Origin of the sequence: Rhizobium sp. C104 (assembly GCF_022354505.1) — a bacterium.
GTDB classification, from domain to species: Bacteria; Pseudomonadota; Alphaproteobacteria; order Rhizobiales; family Rhizobiaceae; genus Rhizobium; species Rhizobium redzepovicii.
The window spans coordinates 1,645,262-1,667,514 of sequence record NZ_CP092348.1; the positions used below are offsets into that span (position 1 = coordinate 1,645,262).

The window sequence follows — 22,253 nt, forward strand, 5'->3', positions numbered from 1 at the left end:
ATGAACAGTATCGAGGGAAAAATCGCCGTCGTCACGGGTGGGACGCAGGGACTGGGTGCGGCAATTGCGCGACTTTTCGCCAAAGCAGGTGCCGCCGGCATCATCACCTGCGGACGAAATGCCGGGAAAGGCAACGCCGTTGCGGCCTCGATAACGAGCGAAACCGGGGTGCCGGTGACATTTGTCCCGGCGGATCTTGAGAAGGTCGAAGATTGCCGGTCGATCATCGCCAAAGCGGACTTCGAATTCGGCAGAGTCGATATTCTGGTCAATGCCGCGGGCCTCACTGACCGAGGCAATCTTTTGAATTCGTCTCCAGATCTTTTCGATCGAATGTTCGCCGTCAACGTTCGGGCACCGTTCTTTCTGATGCAGGAAGCGGCGAGACTGATGATCCGTGGTGGCGTCAAGGGCAGTATGGTCAATATCGGCTCGACATCGGAGCATGCGGGCCAGCCATTTCTAGCTCCCTATTCTGCGTCGAAGGGTGCGCTGGCGACGCTCACCCGGAACTCCGGCTACGCCCTGATGCGCAACCAGATCCGCGTGAACCAGCTCGATATCGGTTGGATGGCGTCTGACGGCGAAGATCGCATTCAGCGCGAATACCACGGGGCCGACCCCAACTGGCTCGCCACGGCCGCGGCGGCGCAACCCTTTGGCCGCATTCTGGCGCCCGAAGAAGTCGCCCGGGCCGTCCTCTTTCTCGCATCGAACGATTCGGGAATGATGACAGGCTCCGTCGTTCATTTCGATCAATCGGTCTGGGGAGCCTATGACGGCGGCCCCCCGGCGCCGGCAGAAGCCTTATCCGAATAGGAAAAAAGCATGAAAACGATCAAGGGACCGGGCATCTATCTCGCCCAATTCGCAGCTGACGAAGCCCCCTATAACTCGCTTTCCAGCCTCTCCAGGTGGGTCGCGGCCAGAGGTTTCGCCGGCGTTCAAATCCCGACCTGGGATAATCGCCTGATCGATATGAAGATGGCAGCCGAAAGCAAGACGTATTGCGATGACCTCAAGGGGGTGCTGGCGGAAAGTGGCCTTGAAGTGACCGAACTGGGCTCGCATATCACGGGCCAGCTCGTTGCCGTCCACCCTGCCCATGACCGGATCATGGACAGTTTCGCCCCCGCCAATGTCCACAACAATCCGGCCGGGCGCCGAGCATGGGCTGAGGAACAAATGCGTTTTGCTGCCCGCGCCTCGCGGAATCTCGGTATTGATCGCCATGTTAGCTTCACCGGATCGCTGCTGTGGCCCTATCTCTACCCCTATCCGCAATGGCCGGAGGGCCTGGTCGACGAGGCTTTCGATGAGCTTGCAAGGCGCTGGATGCCAATTCTGAACGACTTCGATGAACAGGGCGTCGATCTCTGCTTCGAGATCCATCCCTGCGAGGATGTCCACGACGGACTGACCTTCGAGATGTTTCTTGAGCGCGTCGGCAATCATCGCCGCTGCAACATCCTCTACGATCCGAGCCACTTCGTCCTGCAGGCGCTCGACTATCTAGAATTCATCGATCACTACCACGAGCGCATCAAGATGTTCCACGTCAAGGATGCCGAGTTCAGGCCGAACGGCAAAACGGGCGCCTATGGCGGATTCCAGCCTTGGTCGAAGCGCGCCGGACGATTCCGGTCACTCGGCGACGGTCAGGTAGATTTCGGCGCTGTCTTCACCAAACTGGCAACCTATGACTTCGATGGATGGGCGGTACTGGAGTGGGAGTGCTTCATCAAACATCCGGAGGACGGTGCCGCGGAAGGCGCAAAGTTCATCCGCGAGCACATTATCAGGGTAGCGGACCGTGCGTTCGATGACTTCGTGAAATCCGGCGCCAACAAGGACGCCAATCGAGCCATGCTCGGACTTGATTGAGGACAGCCATGACGACAAACTCTTCTTCGCAAATGCCGCTCCGCCTCGGAATGGTGGGGGGCGGCAACGGCGCCTATATCGGCAATATTCATCGTATCGCGGCTCGCCAGGACAGGGCGTGGGCCTTGGTCGCTGGCGCATTCGACGTCGATGCTGCCCGCGGTCACGCCTTCGCGGCAAGCGAAGGTTTGGATCGCACGCGCTCCTATGATGATTTCAAGGCGATGATCGCGGGCGAAAGCCGCCGTGAGGATCGGATCGATGCCGTTGCGATCTGCACGCCCAATTTCACTCATTTCCCCATCGCCAAGGCTTTTCTGGAAGCAGGTTTCGACGTCATCTGCGAGAAACCTTTGACCGCAACTTTGGAAGACGCTGTCGCGCTCGAAAACTTGGTTCGCAGTAGCGGCCGGTTCATGGGGGTCACATATACCTATTCTGGCTATCCGATGATACATGAAGCCAAGCATATGGTTGCGACCGGTCAGCTCGGAAAGATCCGTACCGTCCAAGTTGAATACCCGCTGGAATGGATGGCAACCGCCATTGAGACAAAAGGCAATGCTCAGGCCGCCTGGCGCACTGATCCGAAGAAAAACGGTCGTGGTGGCTCGATCGGCGATATCGGCACGCATGCCTACCATCTGGCTGGCTTCGTCTCAGGCCTCAAGCTTCAATCGTTGACCGCGGATCTCGCCACCTTTGTTGAAGGGCGCGCCTTGGATGACAACGCTCATGTCATGCTGCGCTATGAAGGCGGCGCCCGTGGACTTCTCTGGTCTTCACAGGTAGCGCTTGGATCATCAAATGGCGTGCGGCTCCGGGTGTTTGGCGAGCAAGCCTCGCTAACGTGGTTCCAGGAGCAACCGAACGAGCTCGTGCACGCTCGGCTGAACGGAAGGACTGAAATCATCAAACGCGGTGCGGACGACCTTAGCGAAGGCGCCAAAGCGCGGATCCGCACACCTCCCGGCCATCCCGAGGGTTATCTCGAGGCATTTGCGAATCTGTATGCCGGCTTTGCTGAAGCAATCCGTGCCAAGCGCGAAGGACGCGAACCGACAGCGATCGGACGCGATATTCCGACTGCACATGATGGGCTCAAGGGTGTCGCATTCGTCGATGCCGTTGCTGACTGCGCAGCGGCAGCCAATCAGCCTTGGTTTACGCCAATTGCCGTTTAACCATTCAAGCCCGTCAACGCGGCCAAGGCGCTCCGGTATCCCCGTCCACGACGATGGCATCATCGGCGGGGATGGCCATGTCAGCCTGAAGGGGCTGAAGCTGATCTGAAAAGCACAGGCGGGCTTGAATCGACGCTCGTAAAACAATCTGTAACATTGACCGGCTACCGATAGAGGGGCGACATTTCGCGGCGCAATGATTCCTTTCCAATCCGGGGCCAGATGATGCTTCAGTACGATCTTGTTGTGGTGGGCAGCGGTCCCGCAGGGCGCCGCGGCGCGATCCAGGCTGCGAAACTCGGCAAGAAAGTGCTTGTCATCGAGCAGGGCAAACGCGTCGGCGGCGTCTCCGTGCATACCGGCACCATCCCCTCCAAAACGTTGCGCGAGACCGCCCTCAATCTTTCAGGCTGGCGCGAACGCGGCTTCTACGGCCGGTCTTACCGCGTCAAGGAGGAGATCAGTGCGGATGATCTGCGCCGCCGCCTGCTGATCACGCTCAATCACGAGGTCGAGGTGCTGGAACATCAGTTTGCCCGCAACCGCGTGCAGCATATTCGCGGCAAGGCGAGCTTTATCAATGCGTCGACGCTGCAGGTGATCAAGGATGACGGCGAGATCACCCAGGTCACCGCCGCCAGCGTGCTGCTTGCCGTCGGCACAAAGCCGTTCCGTCCGGATTACATCCCCTTCGACGGCAAGACCGTTCTCGACAGCGACGAGTTGCTCGATATCCAGGAATTGCCGCGCTCGATGGTCGTCATCGGCGCCGGCGTCATCGGCATCGAATATGCGACGATCTTCAGCGCGCTCGACACGGCCGTCACCGTCATCGACCCTAAGGCGACGATGCTCGACTTCATCGACAAGGAAATCGTCGAGGACTTCACCTATCAGCTGCGCGACCGCAACATGAAGCTGCTGCTTGGCCAGAAGGCCGACAAGGTGGAGACGCTTGAGGGCGGCAAGGTCGAGCTGACACTCGACAGCGGCCGGCGCCTGACAACGGATATGGTGCTGTTTGCCGCCGGCCGCATGGGCGCAACCGACGCGCTGAACCTTCCGGCGATCGGCCTCGAAGCCGACAGCCGCGGCCGCCTCAAGGTCAATCCGGAAACATTCCAGACATCGGTTGCCAACGTCTATGCCGCCGGCGACGTTGTCGGCTTTCCGAGCCTTGCCTCGACCTCGATGGAACAGGGTCGCATCGCCGCCCGCGTCGCGATCGGCGCGGTTGCCAAGGAGCCGCCGAAATATTTCCCCTACGGCATCTATGCCGTGCCGGAAATTTCCACCTGCGGTCTGACCGAAGAGGAGATGAAGGAGCGCGGCATTCCCTACGAATGCGGCATCGCTCGTTTCCGTGAAACCTCGCGCGGTCATATCATGGGCCTCGACACCGGGCTTTTGAAGTTGATCTTCTCGCTGAAGACACGCCGCCTGCTTGGCGTGCATATCGTCGGCGAAGGCGCCACCGAGCTGGTGCATATCGGCCAGGCGGTGCTCAATCTCAAAGGCACGGTCGAATATTTCGTCGAAAACACCTTCAACTATCCGACGCTTGCGGAAGCCTACAAGATCGCCGGCCTCGACGCCTGGAACCGGATGGGCGACATCAAGTCGGAACTCTGAGGGCGTCTCATAAGCGGCGGGCTCGTCTAGATCCGGCCGCCAAAACGGAGCCGAACGCTATTGCGCATCATTTCGCTGAACGCCTGGGGCGGCAGGCTGCACGAGGCCCTCATTGACTATGTGAGACGGGCCGATGCGGATGTGCTGTGCCTGCAGGAGGTGTTGCGGGCGCCGGGGGCGAATGAGGGATGGTCGATCTATCGGGATGGGGAGCTGGAGCTTGCCTCAGCGCGCCAATCTGTTTGCAGAGATCGGCGCCGCCCTGCCCGGCCACGACGGCTTCTTCTGCCCGACATCGAGAGGTGAGCTGTTTAACGGCGATAGCGCCATTGCCGCCGAATTCGGGCTGGCGACCTTCGTGCGCAAATCGCATTCGGTCATCGCCCAGGGGCTGGACTTCGTGCATGGCAGGTTTTCCGCCAATGGCTGGGGTGAACATCCGCGGCCGCGGAACGCCCATTGCATCCGCGTCTTCAGCCATGAGCACGCTTCCAGCCTGACCATCGCCCACATGCATGGCCTGCGTGATCCGGCCGGCAAGGGCGACACGGCCGCCCGCGAGAAGCAGGCGGCCGCACTGGTTGCGCTTGTCGAGCGGGTCTGGCCCGGCAACGAAGGGCTCGTCATCTGCGGCGATTTCAACATATTGCCCGACAGCGAGACTTTCACGATTCTCGCCAGACTCGGGCTTTCCGAGCTGGTCACCGGAAACGGCCTTGTAGACACGCGAACCTCCTACTATCTGAAGCAGGGCCGCTTTGCCGATTACATGCTGGTCACACCGGAGGTGAGGATTGCCAGTTTCGAGGTGGTCGAGGCGCCCGAGGTCTCCGACCACCGCGCATTGCTGCTCGATATCGGGTAGTATATTGAGGAATATGCTGCGAGAAGCGTTTTGCGTGCAGCGCCGTTTTTTTTACGCCTTAGTTTGACCGCCTGAATCGTATTGATACGCAATGCCTGATAGATGCATTCAACGCCATTTTGCCTCCGGCAAAAGCTTCTGAAGAAAGATAGATAATCTTGTCCCATGTCTTGGAAGCTGCACGCCGACGTTTTCAGCTGATCCTGATCAAGCCGTCGCATTATGACGACGACGGCTATGTCATCCGCTGGTGGCGGGCGATGATCCCTTCCAATTCGCTCGCGGCTCTCTATGGCATCGCTGCCGAATGCGCGGAACGCAAAGTGCTCGGGCCCGATACGGCGATCGACATCACCGTGATCGACGAGACCAATACGCGGATCGACTTCGCCGGGCTACTCGCACAGTTCAAGCGCCACGACAATTTCGGCATGATCGCGCTGGTTGGCGTCCAGACCAACCAGTATCCACGTGCGCTCGATATTGCCCGGCCCTTCCGCGATGCCGGCCTGCAGGTTTCGATCGGCGGCTTCCATGTTTCCGGCTGCCTGTCGATGCTGGACGGCAAGGCGGTCGGGCTCGAAGCCTGCCGCGATATGGGCATCTCGATGTTCGCCGGCGAGGCCGAGGGCCGGCTGGAAATGGTGCTGCGCGATGCCGCAGGCGGCGAGCTGAAGCCGCTCTACAATTTCATGAACGACCTTCCCGGCATCGGCGGCACGCCGGTTCCCTTCCTGCCGAAGGACAATATCCAGCGCACGCTCGGGCTCAGCACCAGCTTCGATGCCGGGCGCGGCTGTCCCTATCAGTGCTCGTTCTGCACCATCATCAACGTGCAAGGACGCAAGTCGCGCTTCCGCTCGGCCGATGACGTCGAAAAGCTTGTGCGGATGAACTGGGCGCAGGGCATCCACAAATTCTTCATCACCGACGACAATTTCGCCCGCAACAAGGATTGGGAAGCGATTTTCGACCGGCTGATCGAGCTCAAGGAGCGGGACGGCATTCCGCTCGGTCTGATGATCCAGGTCGACACGCTCTGCCACAAGATACCGAATTTCATCGAAAAATCCCGGCGCGCCGGCGTCACCCGCGTCTTCATCGGCCTCGAAAACGTCAATCCTGACAATCTGACGGCCGCCAAGAAGAACCAGAACAAGATCACCGAATATCGCAAGATGCTGCTCGCCTGGAAGGCGCAGGGCATCATGACGCTCGCCGGTTATATCCTGGGCTTCCCCGCCGACACGCCGGAATCGATCCGCCGCGACATCGCAATCATCCAGGAAGAGCTGCCGCTCGATGTCATCGAATTCTTCATCCTGACGCCGTTGCCCGGCTCCGAGGATCATCAGGTCCTATGGAAGAAGAATGTCGAGATGGACGCCGATCTCAACATCTACGATGTCGAACACGTCTGCACCGCGCATCCAAAGATGAGCAAGCAGGAGTGGGAAGATATCTACCACGAGGCCTGGGCGCTCTATTATTCGCCTGATCACATGAAGACGCTGCTACGCCGGGCCGTGGCGACCGGGGTACCGCTCGCAAGACTTGTCAAGGTTCTCGTCTCCTTCGCAACCACCGTGCCGCTGGAAAACGTGCATCCGCTGCAGAGCGGCCTCCTCCGCCTGAAGACGCCTTCGGAGCGGCGCCCTGACCTGCCGCGCGAAAATCCGCTGGTCTTCTGGCCGCGCTTTGCCTGGGAAACATTCAGAAAACACGCTTCGCTCGCCGGCACCATCATCGGCCTGACCATTTCGGCATTCCTGATTTCAAGGGAAGCGAAGTCGAAGACCTATATGGATCAGGCCCTGACGCCGGTCGCCGACGATGAGGAAGAAACACTCAGCCTCTTCACCAAAACAGCAGGCGGCACTGCTGCCGTCAGCCATGTGAGAAAAGTCGCGGAGCTGACACGGACCGCGCATTGAATTGCAATTCCGCTGAAGCGCGTCGCATGAATCAAGTTTGATGCGACGCGCTTTAGCGGCTTGAGGTTTGAGCGTCCTGGTTTATCTGGATGATCTCAGCTACTTGCAGCGTGTCGACGAATTCGACGATCTTGACTGGTTTCCCATCCTTGAAATGGATTTTGTCGACGAATTCCGTATGGAAGCTCACGCCCGATGGAATGTGCCGGACCTCACCTTCGCGATGGGCGAAGACCATATGCTCGTCTTCGTCCACATAAATGCCGGTTGTCTTGATCTTGGATAGATCCCAGACAGTGATGAGCTGCTCTATCACCTGACGAAAGGCAGGCCCGCCGGATTCAGTCGAAAGAGGCGACATCCGTGCATTGCCGGCCATCCGAAAGGTACAATCCTCCCCGAACAGCGCCAGCGTGCCCTCGATATCGCCGCGGCCACGCACAGCATAGATATCCTCTACCAGCTTCTTCATGTCGTTCTTTGCGGTCACTTTCAGGTCCCTCCACCCACCAGCAAATCTGCACCGAATTATACTTTATTGCAACTATTTGTTGTTTCCGATGAAGACGAGGGACTGCCGGATGCTCCGTAAAAGAAAAGGCCCCGCACGATGGCGGGGCCTTCAAACATCAAAACCGGGAAGCGATTATTCGGCGCTTTCGTCGGCTGCCTTCTTCTTCGGAGCGGCCTTCTTCTTCGGAGCGGCGGCTTCTTCGCCTTCGCCGGCGTCGGCAGCTTCAGCTTTGGCGGCAGCCTTCTTCTTCGGGGCGGCCTTCTTGGTTTCAGCCTTCGCCTCGCCCTCTTCCTCGGCGAGCAGTTCTTCCTTGGTCACCTTCTTGTCGGTGACGTCGATTTCGGTCAGCAGATGATCGATGACCTTCTCTTCGAAGATCGGCGCGCGGATCGAAGCTGCGGCGCCCGGCTGGCTGCGGAAGAATTCGAGGATCTGCTTTTCCTGGCCCGGATACTGGCGCAGCTGATCGTAGATGGCGCGCTGCATCTCGTCTTCGGTGACTTCGACGCCGGCCTTTTCACCGATTTCGGAGAGAACGAGGCCGAGGCGGACGCGACGCTCTGCAAGCGTCTTGTATTCCTCACGTGCCTTCTCTTCGGTGGTCTCTTCGTCCTCGAAGGTCTTGCCTGATTGAGCGAGGTCGTTGTTCACCTGGCTCCAGATGCCGTTATATTCGGCGTCGACGAGCGAGGTCGGGGTCTCGAACTTGTACATCTCATCGAGCTGGTCGAGGATCTGACGCTTCAGCTTCTGGCGGGTCAGCGAGCCGTACTGCGATTCGATCTGGCCACGGACGATCTCCTTCAGGCGATCGGCGGATTCGATGCCGAGCTTGGAGGCGAGTTCGTCATTGATCTCGACGGCGCCGGGGGCTGCAACATCCTTGACCGATACGTCGAAGGTGGCTTCCTTGCCGGCAAGGTTCTTGGCCGGATAGTCGGCCGGGAAGGTCACGGTAATGGTCTTCTCGTTGCCGGCCTTGACGCCGACAAGCTGGTCTTCGAAGCCCGGAATGAAGCGGCCGGAGCCGAGCACCAGCTCGGCGCCCTGGTCGGTGCCGCCTTCAAAGGCTTCGCCGTCGACCTTGCCGACGTAATCCATGGTGATGCGGTCGCCGTTGGCAGCCTTGCCGGTCTTGGTCTCGTAAGCGCGGGCGCTTTCGGCAACCTTCAGGACCTGCTCGGTGACTTCGTCGTCAGAGATGTCGATGACTTCGCGGGTGACCTTGATGCCCTTGACCGACTTCAGCTCGATCGGCGGCAGCACTTCATAGGAGAGCGTGAATTCGAAATCCTGCTCGGCGGCGAGGATCTTGTCGGCTTCGTCCTTGTCCTCGGTCATGGCAATTTCCGGCTGCGTGGCAGACTTCTCGCCGCGGCTGGAGAGGATGGCGGACGGCTGCTCGCGGACGATCTCGTTGACGAGTTCGGCCATGATCGACTTGCCGTAGACCTTCTTCAGGTGAGCAGCGGGTACCTTCCCCGGACGGAAGCCGTTGATGCGGACCTTGTCCTTCACATCGGCAAGACGCTCGTTCATCTTGTCTTGCATGTCCTTGGCCGGGATAACGACCTTGATTTCGCGCTTCAGCCCTTCAGCGAGCGTTTCGATAACCTGCATGTCTTCCTACCTTCATGTCCTGGCGGCCGTGCCCAGACGCCGTTCGTTTCAATGAGCACGACGCCGGCAGCGTGCCGCGCGTGGCTTTTCCCAATTCCTGTATCATTCCACCCAAAGGGGAACGGCACTCGCTTCCGGGTATTCGGGACGACTATCTCCCGCCTGCAAACAGCTTGGTGCGGGTAGAGAGACTTGAACTCCCACGCCTTGCGGCACCAGAACCTAAATCTGGCGTGTCTACCAATTTCACCATACCCGCGTTCACAAAACCGCATGCCTATGCCTGCGCATGAGGCCTTCCGGAGCGCGGCGTCTCTATATCACCCGATTTGGTCGAGGCAAAGGAAAAATGAACGGGAAATGACAGGGATTTGCGGCCCGCAAACCGCGCTCATCCGACGACCCGCCGGATCAGTAGAGCGGCTCGTCGTAAACCGGCTTGCCGTCAACGAGAAGACCGCGGATCTGCGCGCTTCCCGCCGGCGAGACGCGCACGGCGATTGCGACATTGCCGCCGTTGCGGGCCTCCTCGATCGGCTTGCCCTGACCTTCGGGAACGTAGTAGCGCTCGATGCCGTATTCGACGCGGATGCTGTCGCCGGCGGCAAGTCCACCGCTGTAGAAGGGCTGGCTGCGCAGGATCACGGTTTCCGGCAGCGGCGGCAGTTGGTGAAAGGACGATTCGATCACCGTCCAAAAACCGTCTTCCTGCTTCTTCAACCGAACCCATAACGTGCGCTCGCCGGGTTCTGCCGGAATGCCGCCCGAGACCGTCTGCACCGGCACCGAGGAAATGTCATAGTTCAAGACGACATAATCACCGCGCAGGAAATCGCGCGGGTCGACGGGCGCGGTCTTCAGCAGCACTTCAGCGCCATTGTTGAGGATCGACGCGCGGCTTTGGATGATCGTGCCGAGGATCACGGTCTGCAGGCCGGCGACGATGATTGCCGAAAGCAGATAACCCTTGCCGGATTGCAGCCTTGCCATCAGCGAGTTCATGCGCCCTCCCCCTGTGCATTCGCCGAAAAGCGCCGTTCAAGACGAATGACGATCCAGGCAACCAGCGCGACGACGAGACCGGAGAACAGGAAGAGGCTCGACGTGCCGAGGATCGAGCCAACGGTGACGGAAGCGAGATAAAGCATCTCGGCGGCAAAGGTCGTATAAGCGAGATAACGCACCGCGCCGTTGTCCCGGCCATGCAGAGCGATCGCCAGCACCGAGGCGGCAAGCGTCGCCACGCCCAGCACCACCAGCCGCCAGCCGTCCTCGATTTCGATATGCAGCAGCAGGAAGCCGATCGCGGCGACGAGGAAGCTGTAGAAGGCCGGGGCCGCACCGGCGCTCCGGACCAGGGAGGCGACAGACCGGGTAGGCAACGCCGTCAGGACGAAAGCCACCATGCCGCCGATCGCGAAGGCAAGCGCCACGGCGATCTCCTCGTAAAGCGTATAGAGCCAGGCAAGCCAGCCGATCAGCAGCAGATAGGCGAGATGGCGGGCCCGCTCGGCGCCAGTATACCGCACCAGCCCGATGACGATCGCCGCCATGACGGGCGCCATCCAGGGATCGAGCCCTATCCAATGCGTGTCGTAATTCTCGAGATAGACAGCAAAGGATGCCCAGGACAGGAAACCCGCGACGACGGCCACGGCACCCGAGCGGAACAGGATCGCCGAGATCGTCGCGATGGCGAACCAGAGATACATCACCGTCTGCTCGTCGCCGGAGAGATGATACATCTGTCCGACCAGAGAGATGGCGCCGCCGAAACTCATCGCGCCGATGATCAGCAAGCCGCTTGCCGCCGCTGACGCACCGCGGGCAAGCATTCGGGCGGCGGCAAGGTGTACCCCCCAGATCAGGGCAAGGATCACGCCGACGCGGATAAGCCGCGGAATGGCCTCCCAGTTGGAGGCGACGACCAGCAGGATGGCGGCTGCCAGCAGCACCGCCGCCAGCGCCATTAGCACCCGCCCAAGGCTGAAGCTTGCCGGGCGGCTGTCATATTCGGCAAGAAGCGTGCCTGCCGTTTCCTGCCCCAGCAGGCCTTTGCCCACCCAGAGGGAGAGATCCCGCTCCAATCTTCCGCGATACATGCTCCCACCCTTATTTCCGCGACGCTCGTTCCGGCGCTGCGGCTTTCGTCGTTATAGACGCAGCATCGAGGTTCGCAAACGTCCTCCCGACAAATATACAAATTCCTCATTGGTCTAAATTGGGGCGAGTATTAACCGGCCGCTAACGTCATTAGCGCTATTATAAGTGCATGTTCGAAGAGGTATGCATACTGCGCATATCCCTCATGAATTTATTGCACTGCAAAAATCCAATTAGTCATACTATTTAGAGATAACATCGAAGCACGGGGATGGCGCCCCGGCCCGGTTCTGCCGGATGCCCGCGGAATGATTGTCCGTGTCGAGATTCGCAGCCGCGCACTCCTCCTCCCAAGCGCGCTGCGATAAGACTGGCGACACTCCTCCTCCCGGTTGCCAGTCATCATAATGCGCCCGCCGGATCCTCCCCGGCGGGCGTTTTATCGCGCAAGAACGCATTAAAGCATTGGGTGCACCCCCATCGTGCCACACTGCCGCCACACCGCCCTGACGAGGCTGTGAACAGTTGGGCGGCTATCGATCGAAGCGAAACACTTCATTACGGTGGACGCACGGGCGGAACCGCCGGAGAGAACAGCGTTTTGACGCGAGAACGCCCGTTCGGTGAGATTGCTTTCCTCGGAATCATTCTGCCTATTCATTGACCAAAAAAAGGTAAGTCTTGGTCAATCACCCTTTGAGCATTGCATACTCCGCATAGGTGATCTGAAAACTTGTCTGTTTTCCTCTTTCGCGCCGCAACATATATTCGGGTCATCAAATAGAGGTCAGCGCCGATCAGTGGCTGCTGGCAGATCAAACCCTCGGAAAGGGGCTTAACATGAACTTCTCTCGCTCTTTCAATAACTGGCGCAAGTACCGTCAGACCGTCACCGAACTCGGCCGCATGAGCAACCGCGAATTGCACGACCTCGGCATCGACCGTTCGGACATCCATCGTGTCGCCCGTGAGGCTTCCGCCCGCTAGTTCAAGGCGATCGCTGCATCCTCCCAAGCAGTTCGTCCTCGATCGAAACGCCCGCTGTACCAACAGCGGGCGTTTTCTTTGTCCTACGCACTGCCGCTGCGGTTGCACGCCGTTAGCGGTTTCCTTAGCCCGCTCAAAAAGTATCCACCGCCTAATTGGCAAGCATCACATTGCACAATTGCATAGCAGACGCCTTTTATTTGCACTGCACAAAAGCGCGGTTCTCGCCTATATAAACATCAACCGCAGAGTGATAGGCGATCCCGCCATCCAGCGGACATTTGTTTGAGGAAAAAGACAATGAACCCGATCCGCATTGCAAGAAGCTGGCTCAGCTACCGCCGTACGCTCAACGAACTCGGCGGCCTCTCGAACCAGACCCTGTCCGATATCGGCGTCAGCCGTTACGACATCCGCAACATCGCATCCCGCTCGTTCCGTTAATAGCCAGTCGCTAACAACGGGCTTGATGCTTCCAAGACGGCGCCTCAAGGCGCCGTTTTTGATTCCCGGGTGTTGGATCGCACCTGCCGACATGGTATCAGCCCGGAATGAACACGATCTCTTCCTATTCCCCCATCCACGTTGTCGGCGGCGGACTTGCCGGTTCGGAAGCCGCCTGGCAAATCGCCAGTTCCGGTATTCCCGTCATCCTGCATGAAATGCGCGGGGTGCGCGGCACGGAGGCACACAAGACCGACGGACTTGCCGAGCTGGTCTGCTCCAACTCCTTCCGCTCCGACGATGCGACCAGCAATGCCGTCGGCGTCATCCACGCCGAGATGCGCATGGCGGGCTCGCTGATCATGGCGACTGCCGATCGCCACCAGGTGCCGGCCGGCGGCGCGCTCGCCGTCGATCGCGACGGCTTTTCCGAAGCCGTGACCCGGGCAATCCACGACCACCCGCTGATCACGGTCGTGCGTGAAGAGATCACCGGCCTGCCGCCTGGTGACTGGGATCTCGCCATCGTCGCCACCGGGCCGCTGACCGCACCGTCGCTCGCAAGCGCCATCCAGGCGCAAACGGGCGAGGATTCGCTCGCCTTCTTCGATGCCATCGCGCCGATCGTCTACCGCGAGAGCATCGACATGGATATCTGCTGGTATCAGTCGCGCTACGACAAGGTCGGTCCCGGCGGCACCGGCAAGGATTATATCAATTGCCCGATGGACGAGGCGCAGTACAATGCCTTCGTCGACGCACTGATATCGGGCGACACGGTCGGTTTCAAGGAATGGGAAGGTACGCCTTATTTCGACGGCTGCCTGCCGATCGAGGTGATGGCCGAACGCGGCCGCGAGACGCTGCGCCACGGGCCGATGAAGCCGATGGGGCTGACCAATGCGCATAACCCGACGGTCAAGGCCTATGCCGTCGTGCAGCTGCGCCAGGACAATGCGCTCGGCACGCTCTACAATATGGTCGGCTTCCAGACGAAGCTGAAATATGGCGCGCAGGCGGAAATCTTCCGCATGATCCCCGGCCTGGAAAATGCGGAATTCGCCCGCCTCGGCGGCCTGCACCGCAACACCTATATCAACTCCCCCACCCTGCTCGACCCGTCGCTGACCTTGAAATCGCGGCCCGGCCTGCGTTTCGCCGGCCAGATCACCGGCTGCGAGGGGTATGTGGAAAGCGCCAGCGTCGGGCTGATGGCCGGGCGTTTCGCCGCCGCCGAACGCAAGGGCGAGGCGATCTCGCTGCCGCCGGCAACGACGGCGCTCGGCTCGCTGCTCGGTCATATCACCGGTGGGCATATCGTCACCGACGAGGAGCCGGGCAAACGCTCGTTCCAACCGATGAACATCAATTTCGGGCTGTTTCCGGAACTTCAGCCCGGATCGATCGTCAAGCCCGAGGGCGTCAAGCGTTTCCGCGGTAAGGACAAAACGATCATGAAGCGGCAGTTGATCGCGCGGCGCGCGCTTACGGACTGCGCCGCCTGGCTGGGCCAGAACTCGCCGCTCGCCGAAAGCGCCTAACTCGCTATTTAGTGCTTGTTCGCCGCCGAAATATGGTCGAACGGCAGATCCTTATCCGGCCCGGCGATATAGTTGCCGAGCAGCCAGAGCGCGACTTCCGCGGACTCCTTGGCGGAAGCGAATTCGAAATCGCCGTTGTGATGCGGCGCATCGAGGAAATCGATCACCAGGCCCCTGCCCGTTTGCGAGCTGACGACGCGCACCCGGCCCGGCTCGATCAGATGACAGGCGAAGTGGCGCGACATGTTGCGCATGAAGCCGGCCTTGTTGTCATGCAGGCGCACGAAAATGGCCTGGCCGTTCTCCGTCGCCTGCAACTGGCGGATCGCTTCGTTCGGAAATGCGCGGCCGAACTCGATGATGGCGAGGCCCGTGTCATGCAGGCCGTCTTCCTTGTTCTGCGCAGCCATGCGCGTTACCACGAAGGCAAAGAAGATGACGATGGCGAATAGAACGCACCAGACGATAATGCCCACGCCGAGTCTCCGTTCAAAAGGTAGCGGTTCAAGCCTTGTAACGCGCGAGACTTGCGCGAGTTTGACCGGTGTCAGATTTTTCTGCGGACGGCCGAAAGGGCCATACCGAGCTGGCGGCGCCATTGCGGCGGCTGCAGCGGCCGGTCGAACAGGACGGCGCCGAGCTTCTGCGCCCTGAAAAGCACGGGTTCGGCAAGCGTCGCCGGCAGGAAGGCCGGAAAGACCGCGGGCGCGATCGGCCCTGCCGCCCTTGCCTTTGCCAGATGTTCGCGACCGAGGCCGGCAAAGGCTTCGATGGCGGCGGAAATGCGCGGCCGGTCTTCGCCGGCAAGGAAGGTATCGCGGTTGAGACCGGTGGCGGACAGGATCTGCAGCGGAATATAGACCTGGCCGCGGCGGCGATAGAGCGGCATCAGCAGCAACAGGCCGGCGACCGCCTGGGCTACACCGGCATGACCGGCGGCGTCGGCCGATCCTGCGGCTTCCTCGGGCGAAAGCACCAGGCTTGCAAGCTGAATGAGGGCCGATGCGGTCTCGCCGGCATACCCTTCGAGCGACAGACGCGTTTCCATCGGATCGTCATAGAGATCGAAGGTGCGGGCCTCGATCATATCGATCAGCGTCTTGCGCGGCAGGCGGTGCGTTTCGATCGCCGTCAGAAGTGCTGAAGCGACGGGATTGGCCGCCGTCGAACCGTGGGCGCTGCCTTCCAGCAGGTCGCGCCAGTATTGCAGCCGCACCTCGCCGGGCAACGGCTCGTGCACGAGATCGCGAATGCGGGCAAGCTCGGCATTGAAGGCATAGAGGGCTGCAAGCGCGCCGCGCTTGTCCTCCGGCGACAGCAGGCAGGCAAGGTAGCGGTCGCGATCGCTGTCGCGCAGCATCGCCAGACAGATCTCCTGGTTCGTCGCCGTCTTCGCTTCAACCATCGTCAGACCGCAATCAGAGCCGCGGCGACGGCGCGCTGCTCGGCGAGCATGATATTGAAGGTGCGTACCGCAGCACCTGTGCTCATCGGATCGGAGGCGATGCCGCGCGCCTTCAACGCCTGCTTCAATGCCTCCGGCAAACGGCGAAGCTCGGTTCCGGTCCCGACGAGCAGAACCTCGATATCATCGGCCTCATCAAGCGCACGGCGGAAATTTTCCGGCGATAGCGGTTTCGACATGTCCATGTCCCAGCCGTGAATGCCGGAGGGCAGGCAAAGGATCGAGCCGCGATGCGACATATCGGCAAAACGGAAGCCGCCATTGCCGTAAGTATCGATCGGCGCGCGCCCTGGAAAATGCGCGGCGCGGATTTCTATGCCTTTTGCCATGTTTTCAAACCACCGTGCCGGATTTTACACCAGCATCCGTCTTGTTGCTCTCTTCCCCGTCAGGGCTTTCCGGCCGCAGCCGGAAGACGATCAGCACAGGAGCGGCGATATAGATCGAAGAGAAAGTGCCGAGAGCGACGCCGAAGAGCATCGTAAAGGTGAAGGAGCGGATGACCTCTCCTCCGAAAAGATAGAGCGCGAGCAAGGCTAGCAGCGTCGTCGCCGCCGTCAGTATGGTGCGCGACAGCGTCTGGTTGATCGACGCATCGATCAGGATCGGCAGCGGCATCTTCTTGTATCGCTTCAGATTCTCGCGCATTCGGTCATAGACCACGACCGTGTCATTCAGGGAATAACCGACAACGGTCAGCACGGCGGCGACGCTCGTCAGGTTGAATTCCATGCCGGTCAGGACGAAGAGACCCAGCATGATGATGACATCATGCAGCGTCGCGACGATGGCGCCGACCGCGAACTGCCATTCGAAGCGGATCCAGATGTAGATCAGGATCGCCGCCAGCGCTGCCAGAACGCCGAGCGTCGCCATCAACGTCAATTCGCCGGAGATGGCGGGGCCGACGACCTCGACGCGGCGAAAATCATAGTCCTCCTGGAGCTCGCCGCGCACCAGCGTCGCCGCGGACTGCTCGGCATTCTCGCCGCCGCCTTGGGAGGCGATGCGGATCCGTGCGTTCGACGGCCCGCCGGCGCGCTCGACGCTGACCTCACCGAGATTGAGATCGTTGAGGCGCGATTGGAGATCGGCGAGGTCGGCATTGCCCTGCTTCGCGGTCACCTCGATCAGCGAGCCGCCGGTGAAATCGATGCCGAGACGCAGGCCGGCGGTGGCAAAGGCGGCCATGGCGATCAGCGAAATGATCGCCGATGCCGTAAATACGTAACGGCGGATCCCCATGAACCGGATATTGGCGTGTTCGAAAAGATGGGTCAGAACACTTTTCGGCAGATGCCGGGGGTGGTGCCGCCACAGCCAGACGGCAACGATCGAGCGCGTCAGCGTGAAAGCCGTGATGACGGTCGTGAGGATGCCGACCGCCAGCGTCACCGCGAAACCGCGGATGGATTCGCTGCCGAGGAAAAAGAGGATGATTGCGGCGATGAAGATCGTCACATTCGCATCGACGATCGTTGCGAAGGCGCGCGAGAAACCGCGGCCGGCAGCCTCCGCAAAGGAATGGGCAGTTTTTTCCTCTTCACGGATACGCTCGTAGATCAGAACGTTCGAGTCGACCGCCATGCCGACGATGAGTACGATGCCGGCAATCCCGGGTAAGGTGAGCGTCGCGCCGGCTAGGCTTAGCACCGCGACGATGAGGATCAGGTTGAAGACGAGCGAGACGACGGCGATGACGCCGAGAATGCGATAGAGCGCGATCATCAATGCCGCGACCAGCACGACGGCGACGAGGCCGGCAATGAAGCCGGAGAAGATGGAGTCAGCGCCAAATCTCGGGCTGACACTGCGCTCCTCGACGCTCGTCAGCGTCGCCGGCAGAGCACCGGCGCGCAGCATGATCGCCAGGTCGCGGACGCCATCCTCGGAGAAGTTTGCCGAAATTGCCCCCTCGCCGCCGGTGATCGCCGCATCGATGGCCGGTGACGACATCACCTGGTCGTCGAAGACGATGGCAAGGTGCTTGCCGACATTCTGCCCCGTCACCTCAGCCAGCCGCCGCGTTCCTTCGGCATCGAGGCGGTAGGCAATCGAGCTATCCTGGGTCTGCGGATCGACGACCGGCTCGATACCGACCATGTTGCTGCCCGTGACGAAAGCCGTGCGATCGACGAGATAAGGAACCGGCGGATCGTCCAGCGAATAGAGCACCTGCGATGTCGCCGGCCAGCGGCCGTTCAGCGCTTCCTGCCCCGACATGCTTGCGTCGATCAGATGAAAGGAAAGCTTGGCCGGCTGGTTGAGGAGGTTTTTCAGCCGTTCCGCATCGACCGATCCCAGCACCTGCACGACGATCCGGTCGGCACCATCGGGGCGAACGAGGAAATTCGCATGGCCGAATCCAGCGATACGGCGGGCAACGATATCAAGCGACCGAGTCCGGGCGGAAGCGACGTCGGCGGTAATGCCGGCGTCGGAAATCTGCAGCGAGAGTTGCCCGTCCTCGTCCTGCCGCAGCGCGACCTCCGGTCCGGCACGTCCGCCGGGCGCCGTCAAAGGCTTCAGGAGATCGACCGCCTTTTGCGTCTCAGCCGGATCGGTGATCCGGACGGTGACGGTCTGGTCGTTGCCGGTCAGCCCGGTATAGCGGATGCCGGCGCCGCGCAGCGTGTTGCGGACATTGGCGACCGCCTCTTCCAGGCGGTCCTTGACGATATCGGAACGCTCGACCTTCAGAACAATATGCGAGCCGCCCTGCAAATCGAGACCGAGCGTTAAGCGGTCCTGCCGCAGCCAGCCCGGCAGCGAGGAACGCTGTGCCTCGCTCAGCAGATTGGGCGCAGCGAGGACGATGGCAGCAAACGCGGCCAGCCAGATCAGAAGTGTTTTCCAGCGGGAAAAATGCAACATTCTCTCGACGATCTTCCGATCCGGCGGTGCCGCCGTTTCGCTTGTTACGCTGCGTCGGCCTTGACGGGTTCACCCTTGACGCGCACATCCGAAATACCGCTGCGGACGATGCGCACACGAACACCATCGGCAATCTCGACTTCGACTTCCTTATCGTCAATAACTTTGGTGACTTTACCGACGAGACCGCCACCGGTGACGACCTGATCGCCGCGACGGATCGCCTTCAGGGTTTCCTCACGCTTCTTGGCCTGTGCGCGCTGCGGACGGATCAGCAGGAAGTACCAGACGACCATCAGCGGCACGAACAGGATGATCATTTCGAAACCGGAGCCGCCGAAACCGGTTGCGGTATCGGTGGCACTCTGGGCGAATGCCGGGGTGATGAACATGCTAAACTCCTCAGGCTTGGCGGCGGAACTCCGCCTCATTTTTCAGGTTGCCGGACTATAATTGCCGCTTCGATGAATGCAACAGAAACAGCCCGAAACAGTACCGATTCCGCTGCCTCATAACCTTTCCGCCGGCAAAACGCCATGCTACCCCGCATCGAAAGATAAAGCGGATTGCCGCAGCAAGAAATCAGGAGCTTGCGATGACCGAGGAAATCAACACCGCGCTTCTTGCCGAGCTGAAGCGGCTTGCGAATGCCGTCGAGCGCCTTGCCGGACCAGCGCCTGCCGTCAACGATTGGGATGCGGCCGACTGTTTCGTCTGGGCGCCATCGCGCCTGCATCTGCAGCCGGTGAAGAAGCCGAATCGAGTGGCGCTGAAGCTCATCCGCGGCGTCGATCATGTGCGCGACATCCTGCATGAGAATACAGTGCGCTTCGCCGAAGGTTATGCGGCGAATAATGTGCTGCTCTGGGGTGCGCGCGGCATGGGAAAATCCTCTCTGGTCAAGGCCGTGCACGAGGATGTCAGGCGCGAAAGCGGCTCTGCGCTGAAGCTGGTCGAGGTCCATCGCGAGGATATAGCGAGCCTGCCCAACCTGCTCGACCTCCTGAAGGACACGCCGTACCGCGTCATCGTCTTTTGTGACGATCTCTCCTTCGACCACGACGACACCGCCTACAAGTCGCTGAAGGCGGCACTCGACGGCGGCGTCGAAGGGCGGCCGGACAATGTGCTCTTCTACGCCACATCGAACCGGCGCCATCTGCTGCCTCGCCACATGATGGAAAACGAGCAGTCGACGGCGATCAATCCGTCTGAGGCCGTCGAGGAGAAGGTTTCGCTATCCGACCGCTTCGGTCTCTGGCTCGGCTTCCACAAATGCAGCCAGGAAGATTATCTCGGCATGATCGACGGCTATGCCGACCATTTCAAGCTCGGGCTCGAACGCGACAGGATGCACGCCGAGGCACTGGAATGGGCAACCACGCGCGGCGCCCGCTCCGGCCGTGTCGCCTGGCAGTATATCCAGGATCTGGCCGGACGCATGCGCGTCCATATCGAGCGAGGTTGAAGCGCGTCGCGCTCTTTCAGATCCGTCGTTGCCGCAAAACCGCAGCACACTTTTGCGCGACATGCCTTAAATGACAAAAGCCCGGCGGGTGGCCGGGCTTTTGCGCTTCCTGGGACGCTGTACCTATTCCAGGAAAGTCATCGGGTTGACCGGGGATGCGTCCTTGCGCACCTCGAAATGGACCTGCGGCTGCTTGACGTCGCCGCTCATGCCGGAGACGGCGACGGTCTGGCCGCGCTGGATCTTCTGGCCTCGGGCGACGCTCAGCGTATCGGCATTGCCATAGACGGTGACGGTGCCGTCGTCATGACGGACGAGAACAGTGTTGCCGAGTTCCTTCAGGCCGTTGCCGGCATAGATGACAACACCGTTTTCGGCAGCCTTGATCGGCGTTCCCTGCGGCACCGAAATGTCGATGCCGTCATTGCGGTTGCCGTTGACGTTGGCGCCGTATGAAGCAATGACCTGGCCGCGGACCGGCCAGCGATACTTGCCGATGCCGGTCGATTCCGGTGCGGCGGAGCTGACATCGGACTTCTTTTCGACATCGTCGACCGTCTGAGTGGCGACCGGCGCCTTGTAGGGTGCGGGCTCGACGGAGGCCGTCTGCTGGGCGGGCGCCGTTTGAGCTGGCTTCGGATCGACCTTCTGCGGCTGGATCGATGCTGTCTTGATATTGTCGGCGGTGCCGTTCGGGATCTTCAGCGCCTGACCGACCCTCACCGAGCTGGCCGACAGATTGTTGGCGGCCTTGAGATCGTCGATCTTGGTGCCGGTCGCCTTGGCGATCTTTGCCAGCGAATCGCCTTGCTTGACGACATAGGTGCCGGCAGGCGCTTTCGGATCCTTGCCGGCGCCCGGCGGAAGCTTGCCGGTGGCATCGGCGCTCGCCATGGTCTTGTCGCGAACGGAATTGGCGCCGGGAACGACAGCGACGTTCTGCTCAGGCGCCCTTACCGGTTCCGGCATCTTGCCGGGCTTGGAGAGGTCAGCCGCCTGCGACGCTGCCTTGGCAGCGTTGCCGCCATTGAAGGTCGGGATCAGGATCGCCTGGCCGGGCATGGCGGCGGAAGCCGTCTTCAAGTTGTTGACCCGCAGGATTTCCTTTTCTGGAACACCGAAGCGCCTGGATAGCGTGGCAACGCTTTCACCCGGACGCAGCGTCACGGAAGGGGCATTGGTCCCGGACCAGCCGGAAACCTTCGGCGTCGTGCCCGTCGTAAGGGTATCAGGCGTCAGCTTCGGCGCGGTCGGGGCCACCAATCGGTTTTTTTCGGCCTGGGGCGCTGAAGGGAAAGGCTGGGCGAGCGCGACTTCCTTTTCCCGTTGCCGGACCGGCGCAATGGCGCTCGGAGCTGCAAGCTCGGAACGCTGCACCGCAACCGGCGCGGAAGCCATACGGGCGCTCGACGTGCGGACCGGATCATAACTCGGGTTCGGCGGGTAAGGCTGGTTCAGTGCGCCATTGCCGCCGCCATAACCCGACTGACTTGCAACGGCGGAGCCGCCGAGATCGGCGCGCGGCACCGGATCAGCCTGAGCGCCGCCCCTGCGCGGAATGGAACTTGTGGTGATCTGATCCTGCCCTGAGGAGGAAAACAAGCCGCCAAACCGTGTCACATCGGAACTGCAGCCCGTTGCGGCACTTGCCAGCAGGCCCACAACCAGAAGATTACCGGCCGACTTCCCGAACTTCGGCGAAAGACTGAAACGCATTGACTCGACCCACTGAGAACGC

The 22,253-nt window shown here is 60.7% G+C and carries 19 protein-coding genes, 1 tRNA gene and 1 pseudogene; 10 read left to right on the plus strand and 11 right to left on the minus strand.

The window, feature by feature from the left end; all coding sequences use genetic code 11:
* From MF410_RS09295 to MF410_RS09320, 6 genes and pseudogenes are all read left to right on the plus strand, one after another.
* Positions 1–819, plus strand: a complete 819-nt coding sequence (locus tag MF410_RS09295) for an SDR family oxidoreductase (RefSeq protein WP_097625303.1) — start codon at positions 1–3, stop codon at positions 817–819.
* 9 nt (positions 820–828) lie between these two features.
* Positions 829–1,884 (plus strand): sugar phosphate isomerase/epimerase, encoded by a 1,056-nt coding sequence (locus MF410_RS09300; RefSeq protein ID WP_097625302.1) that lies wholly within the window; start codon positions 829–831, stop codon positions 1,882–1,884.
* Between the two features lie 8 nt (positions 1,885–1,892).
* A complete protein-coding gene (locus MF410_RS09305; protein WP_239620335.1) occupies positions 1,893–3,068 on the plus strand; it encodes a Gfo/Idh/MocA family oxidoreductase in 1,176 nt (391 codons plus the stop codon).
* 225 nt (positions 3,069–3,293) lie between these two features.
* Complete coding sequence (gene sthA, locus MF410_RS09310) at positions 3,294–4,700, plus strand: Si-specific NAD(P)(+) transhydrogenase (protein WP_054183296.1); 1,407 nt, start codon at positions 3,294–3,296, stop codon at positions 4,698–4,700.
* 60 nt (positions 4,701–4,760) lie between these two features.
* A pseudogene (locus MF410_RS09315) lies at positions 4,761–5,565 on the plus strand (endonuclease/exonuclease/phosphatase family protein).
* A 158-nt stretch (positions 5,566–5,723) separates the two neighbouring features.
* Complete coding sequence (locus MF410_RS09320) at positions 5,724–7,499, plus strand: radical SAM protein (protein ID WP_097625300.1); 1,776 nt, start codon at positions 5,724–5,726, stop codon at positions 7,497–7,499.
* A gap of 52 nt (positions 7,500–7,551) precedes the next feature.
* Here MF410_RS09320 and MF410_RS09325 read toward each other — a convergent pair whose 3' ends face one another.
* From MF410_RS09325 to MF410_RS09345, 5 genes are all read right to left on the minus strand, one after another.
* Complete coding sequence (locus tag MF410_RS09325) at positions 7,552–7,989, minus strand: nuclear transport factor 2 family protein (RefSeq protein WP_097625299.1); 438 nt, start codon at positions 7,987–7,989, stop codon at positions 7,552–7,554.
* A gap of 156 nt (positions 7,990–8,145) precedes the next feature.
* Complete coding sequence (gene tig / locus MF410_RS09330; RefSeq protein ID WP_097625298.1) at positions 8,146–9,633, minus strand: trigger factor; 1,488 nt, start codon at positions 9,631–9,633, stop codon at positions 8,146–8,148.
* Between the two features lie 174 nt (positions 9,634–9,807).
* Positions 9,808–9,892: transfer RNA gene (locus MF410_RS09335), tRNA-Leu, on the minus strand.
* Between the two features lie 152 nt (positions 9,893–10,044).
* Entirely contained in the window at positions 10,045–10,635 is a 591-nt protein-coding gene (locus MF410_RS09340) for a GDYXXLXY domain-containing protein (protein WP_097625297.1), read from the minus strand.
* Positions 10,632–11,735 (minus strand): DUF2157 domain-containing protein, encoded by a 1,104-nt coding sequence (locus MF410_RS09345; RefSeq protein WP_097625296.1) that lies wholly within the window; start codon positions 11,733–11,735, stop codon positions 10,632–10,634. The genes MF410_RS09340 and MF410_RS09345 overlap by 4 nt, the downstream gene beginning before the upstream one ends.
* An 841-nt stretch (positions 11,736–12,576) precedes the next feature.
* Between MF410_RS09345 and MF410_RS09350 the strand changes: the two genes are divergently transcribed.
* The 3 genes from MF410_RS09350 to trmFO all read left to right on the plus strand — a co-directional run bounded on the left by MF410_RS09350 (position 12,577) and on the right by trmFO (position 14,708).
* Positions 12,577–12,723, plus strand: a complete 147-nt coding sequence (locus MF410_RS09350; protein ID WP_003586937.1) for a DUF1127 domain-containing protein — start codon at positions 12,577–12,579, stop codon at positions 12,721–12,723.
* A 300-nt stretch (positions 12,724–13,023) separates the two neighbouring features.
* Positions 13,024–13,167 (plus strand): DUF1127 domain-containing protein, encoded by a 144-nt coding sequence (locus tag MF410_RS09355; RefSeq protein WP_003539017.1) that lies wholly within the window; start codon positions 13,024–13,026, stop codon positions 13,165–13,167.
* 107 nt (positions 13,168–13,274) lie between these two features.
* A complete protein-coding gene (gene trmFO / locus MF410_RS09360; RefSeq protein WP_097625295.1) occupies positions 13,275–14,708 on the plus strand; it encodes a methylenetetrahydrofolate--tRNA-(uracil(54)-C(5))-methyltransferase (FADH(2)-oxidizing) TrmFO in 1,434 nt (477 codons plus the stop codon).
* An 8-nt stretch (positions 14,709–14,716) separates the two neighbouring features.
* Here the strand turns inward: trmFO and MF410_RS09365 are convergent, their stop codons facing one another.
* From MF410_RS09365 to yajC, 5 genes are all read right to left on the minus strand, one after another.
* Entirely contained in the window at positions 14,717–15,184 is a 468-nt protein-coding gene (locus MF410_RS09365; RefSeq protein ID WP_097625294.1) for a hypothetical protein, read from the minus strand.
* Between the two features lie 71 nt (positions 15,185–15,255).
* Positions 15,256–16,113 (minus strand): phytoene/squalene synthase family protein, encoded by an 858-nt coding sequence (locus MF410_RS09370; protein ID WP_097625293.1) that lies wholly within the window; start codon positions 16,111–16,113, stop codon positions 15,256–15,258.
* Between the two features lie 2 nt (positions 16,114–16,115).
* Entirely contained in the window at positions 16,116–16,502 is a 387-nt protein-coding gene (locus MF410_RS09375) for an Mth938-like domain-containing protein (protein WP_097625292.1), read from the minus strand.
* Between the two features lie 4 nt (positions 16,503–16,506).
* Positions 16,507–19,047: a protein translocase subunit SecDF gene (secDF, locus tag MF410_RS09380; RefSeq protein ID WP_097625291.1), complete on the minus strand. Its 2,541-nt coding sequence runs from the start codon at positions 19,045–19,047 to the stop codon at positions 16,507–16,509.
* Between the two features lie 44 nt (positions 19,048–19,091).
* On the minus strand, positions 19,092–19,439 hold the full coding sequence (gene yajC, locus MF410_RS09385; RefSeq protein WP_003573534.1) for a preprotein translocase subunit YajC: 348 nt from the start codon (positions 19,437–19,439) through the stop codon (positions 19,092–19,094).
* 203 nt (positions 19,440–19,642) lie between these two features.
* On the opposite strand from yajC, the gene MF410_RS09390 reads away from it, so the two are divergent.
* Positions 19,643–20,515, plus strand: a complete 873-nt coding sequence (locus MF410_RS09390; protein ID WP_097625290.1) for an ATP-binding protein — start codon at positions 19,643–19,645, stop codon at positions 20,513–20,515.
* A 123-nt stretch (positions 20,516–20,638) separates the two neighbouring features.
* Here the strand turns inward: MF410_RS09390 and MF410_RS09395 are convergent, their stop codons facing one another.
* Positions 20,639–22,231: a peptidoglycan DD-metalloendopeptidase family protein gene (locus MF410_RS09395; protein WP_097625289.1), complete on the minus strand. Its 1,593-nt coding sequence runs from the start codon at positions 22,229–22,231 to the stop codon at positions 20,639–20,641.
* Positions 22,232–22,253 lie beyond the last annotated feature (22 nt).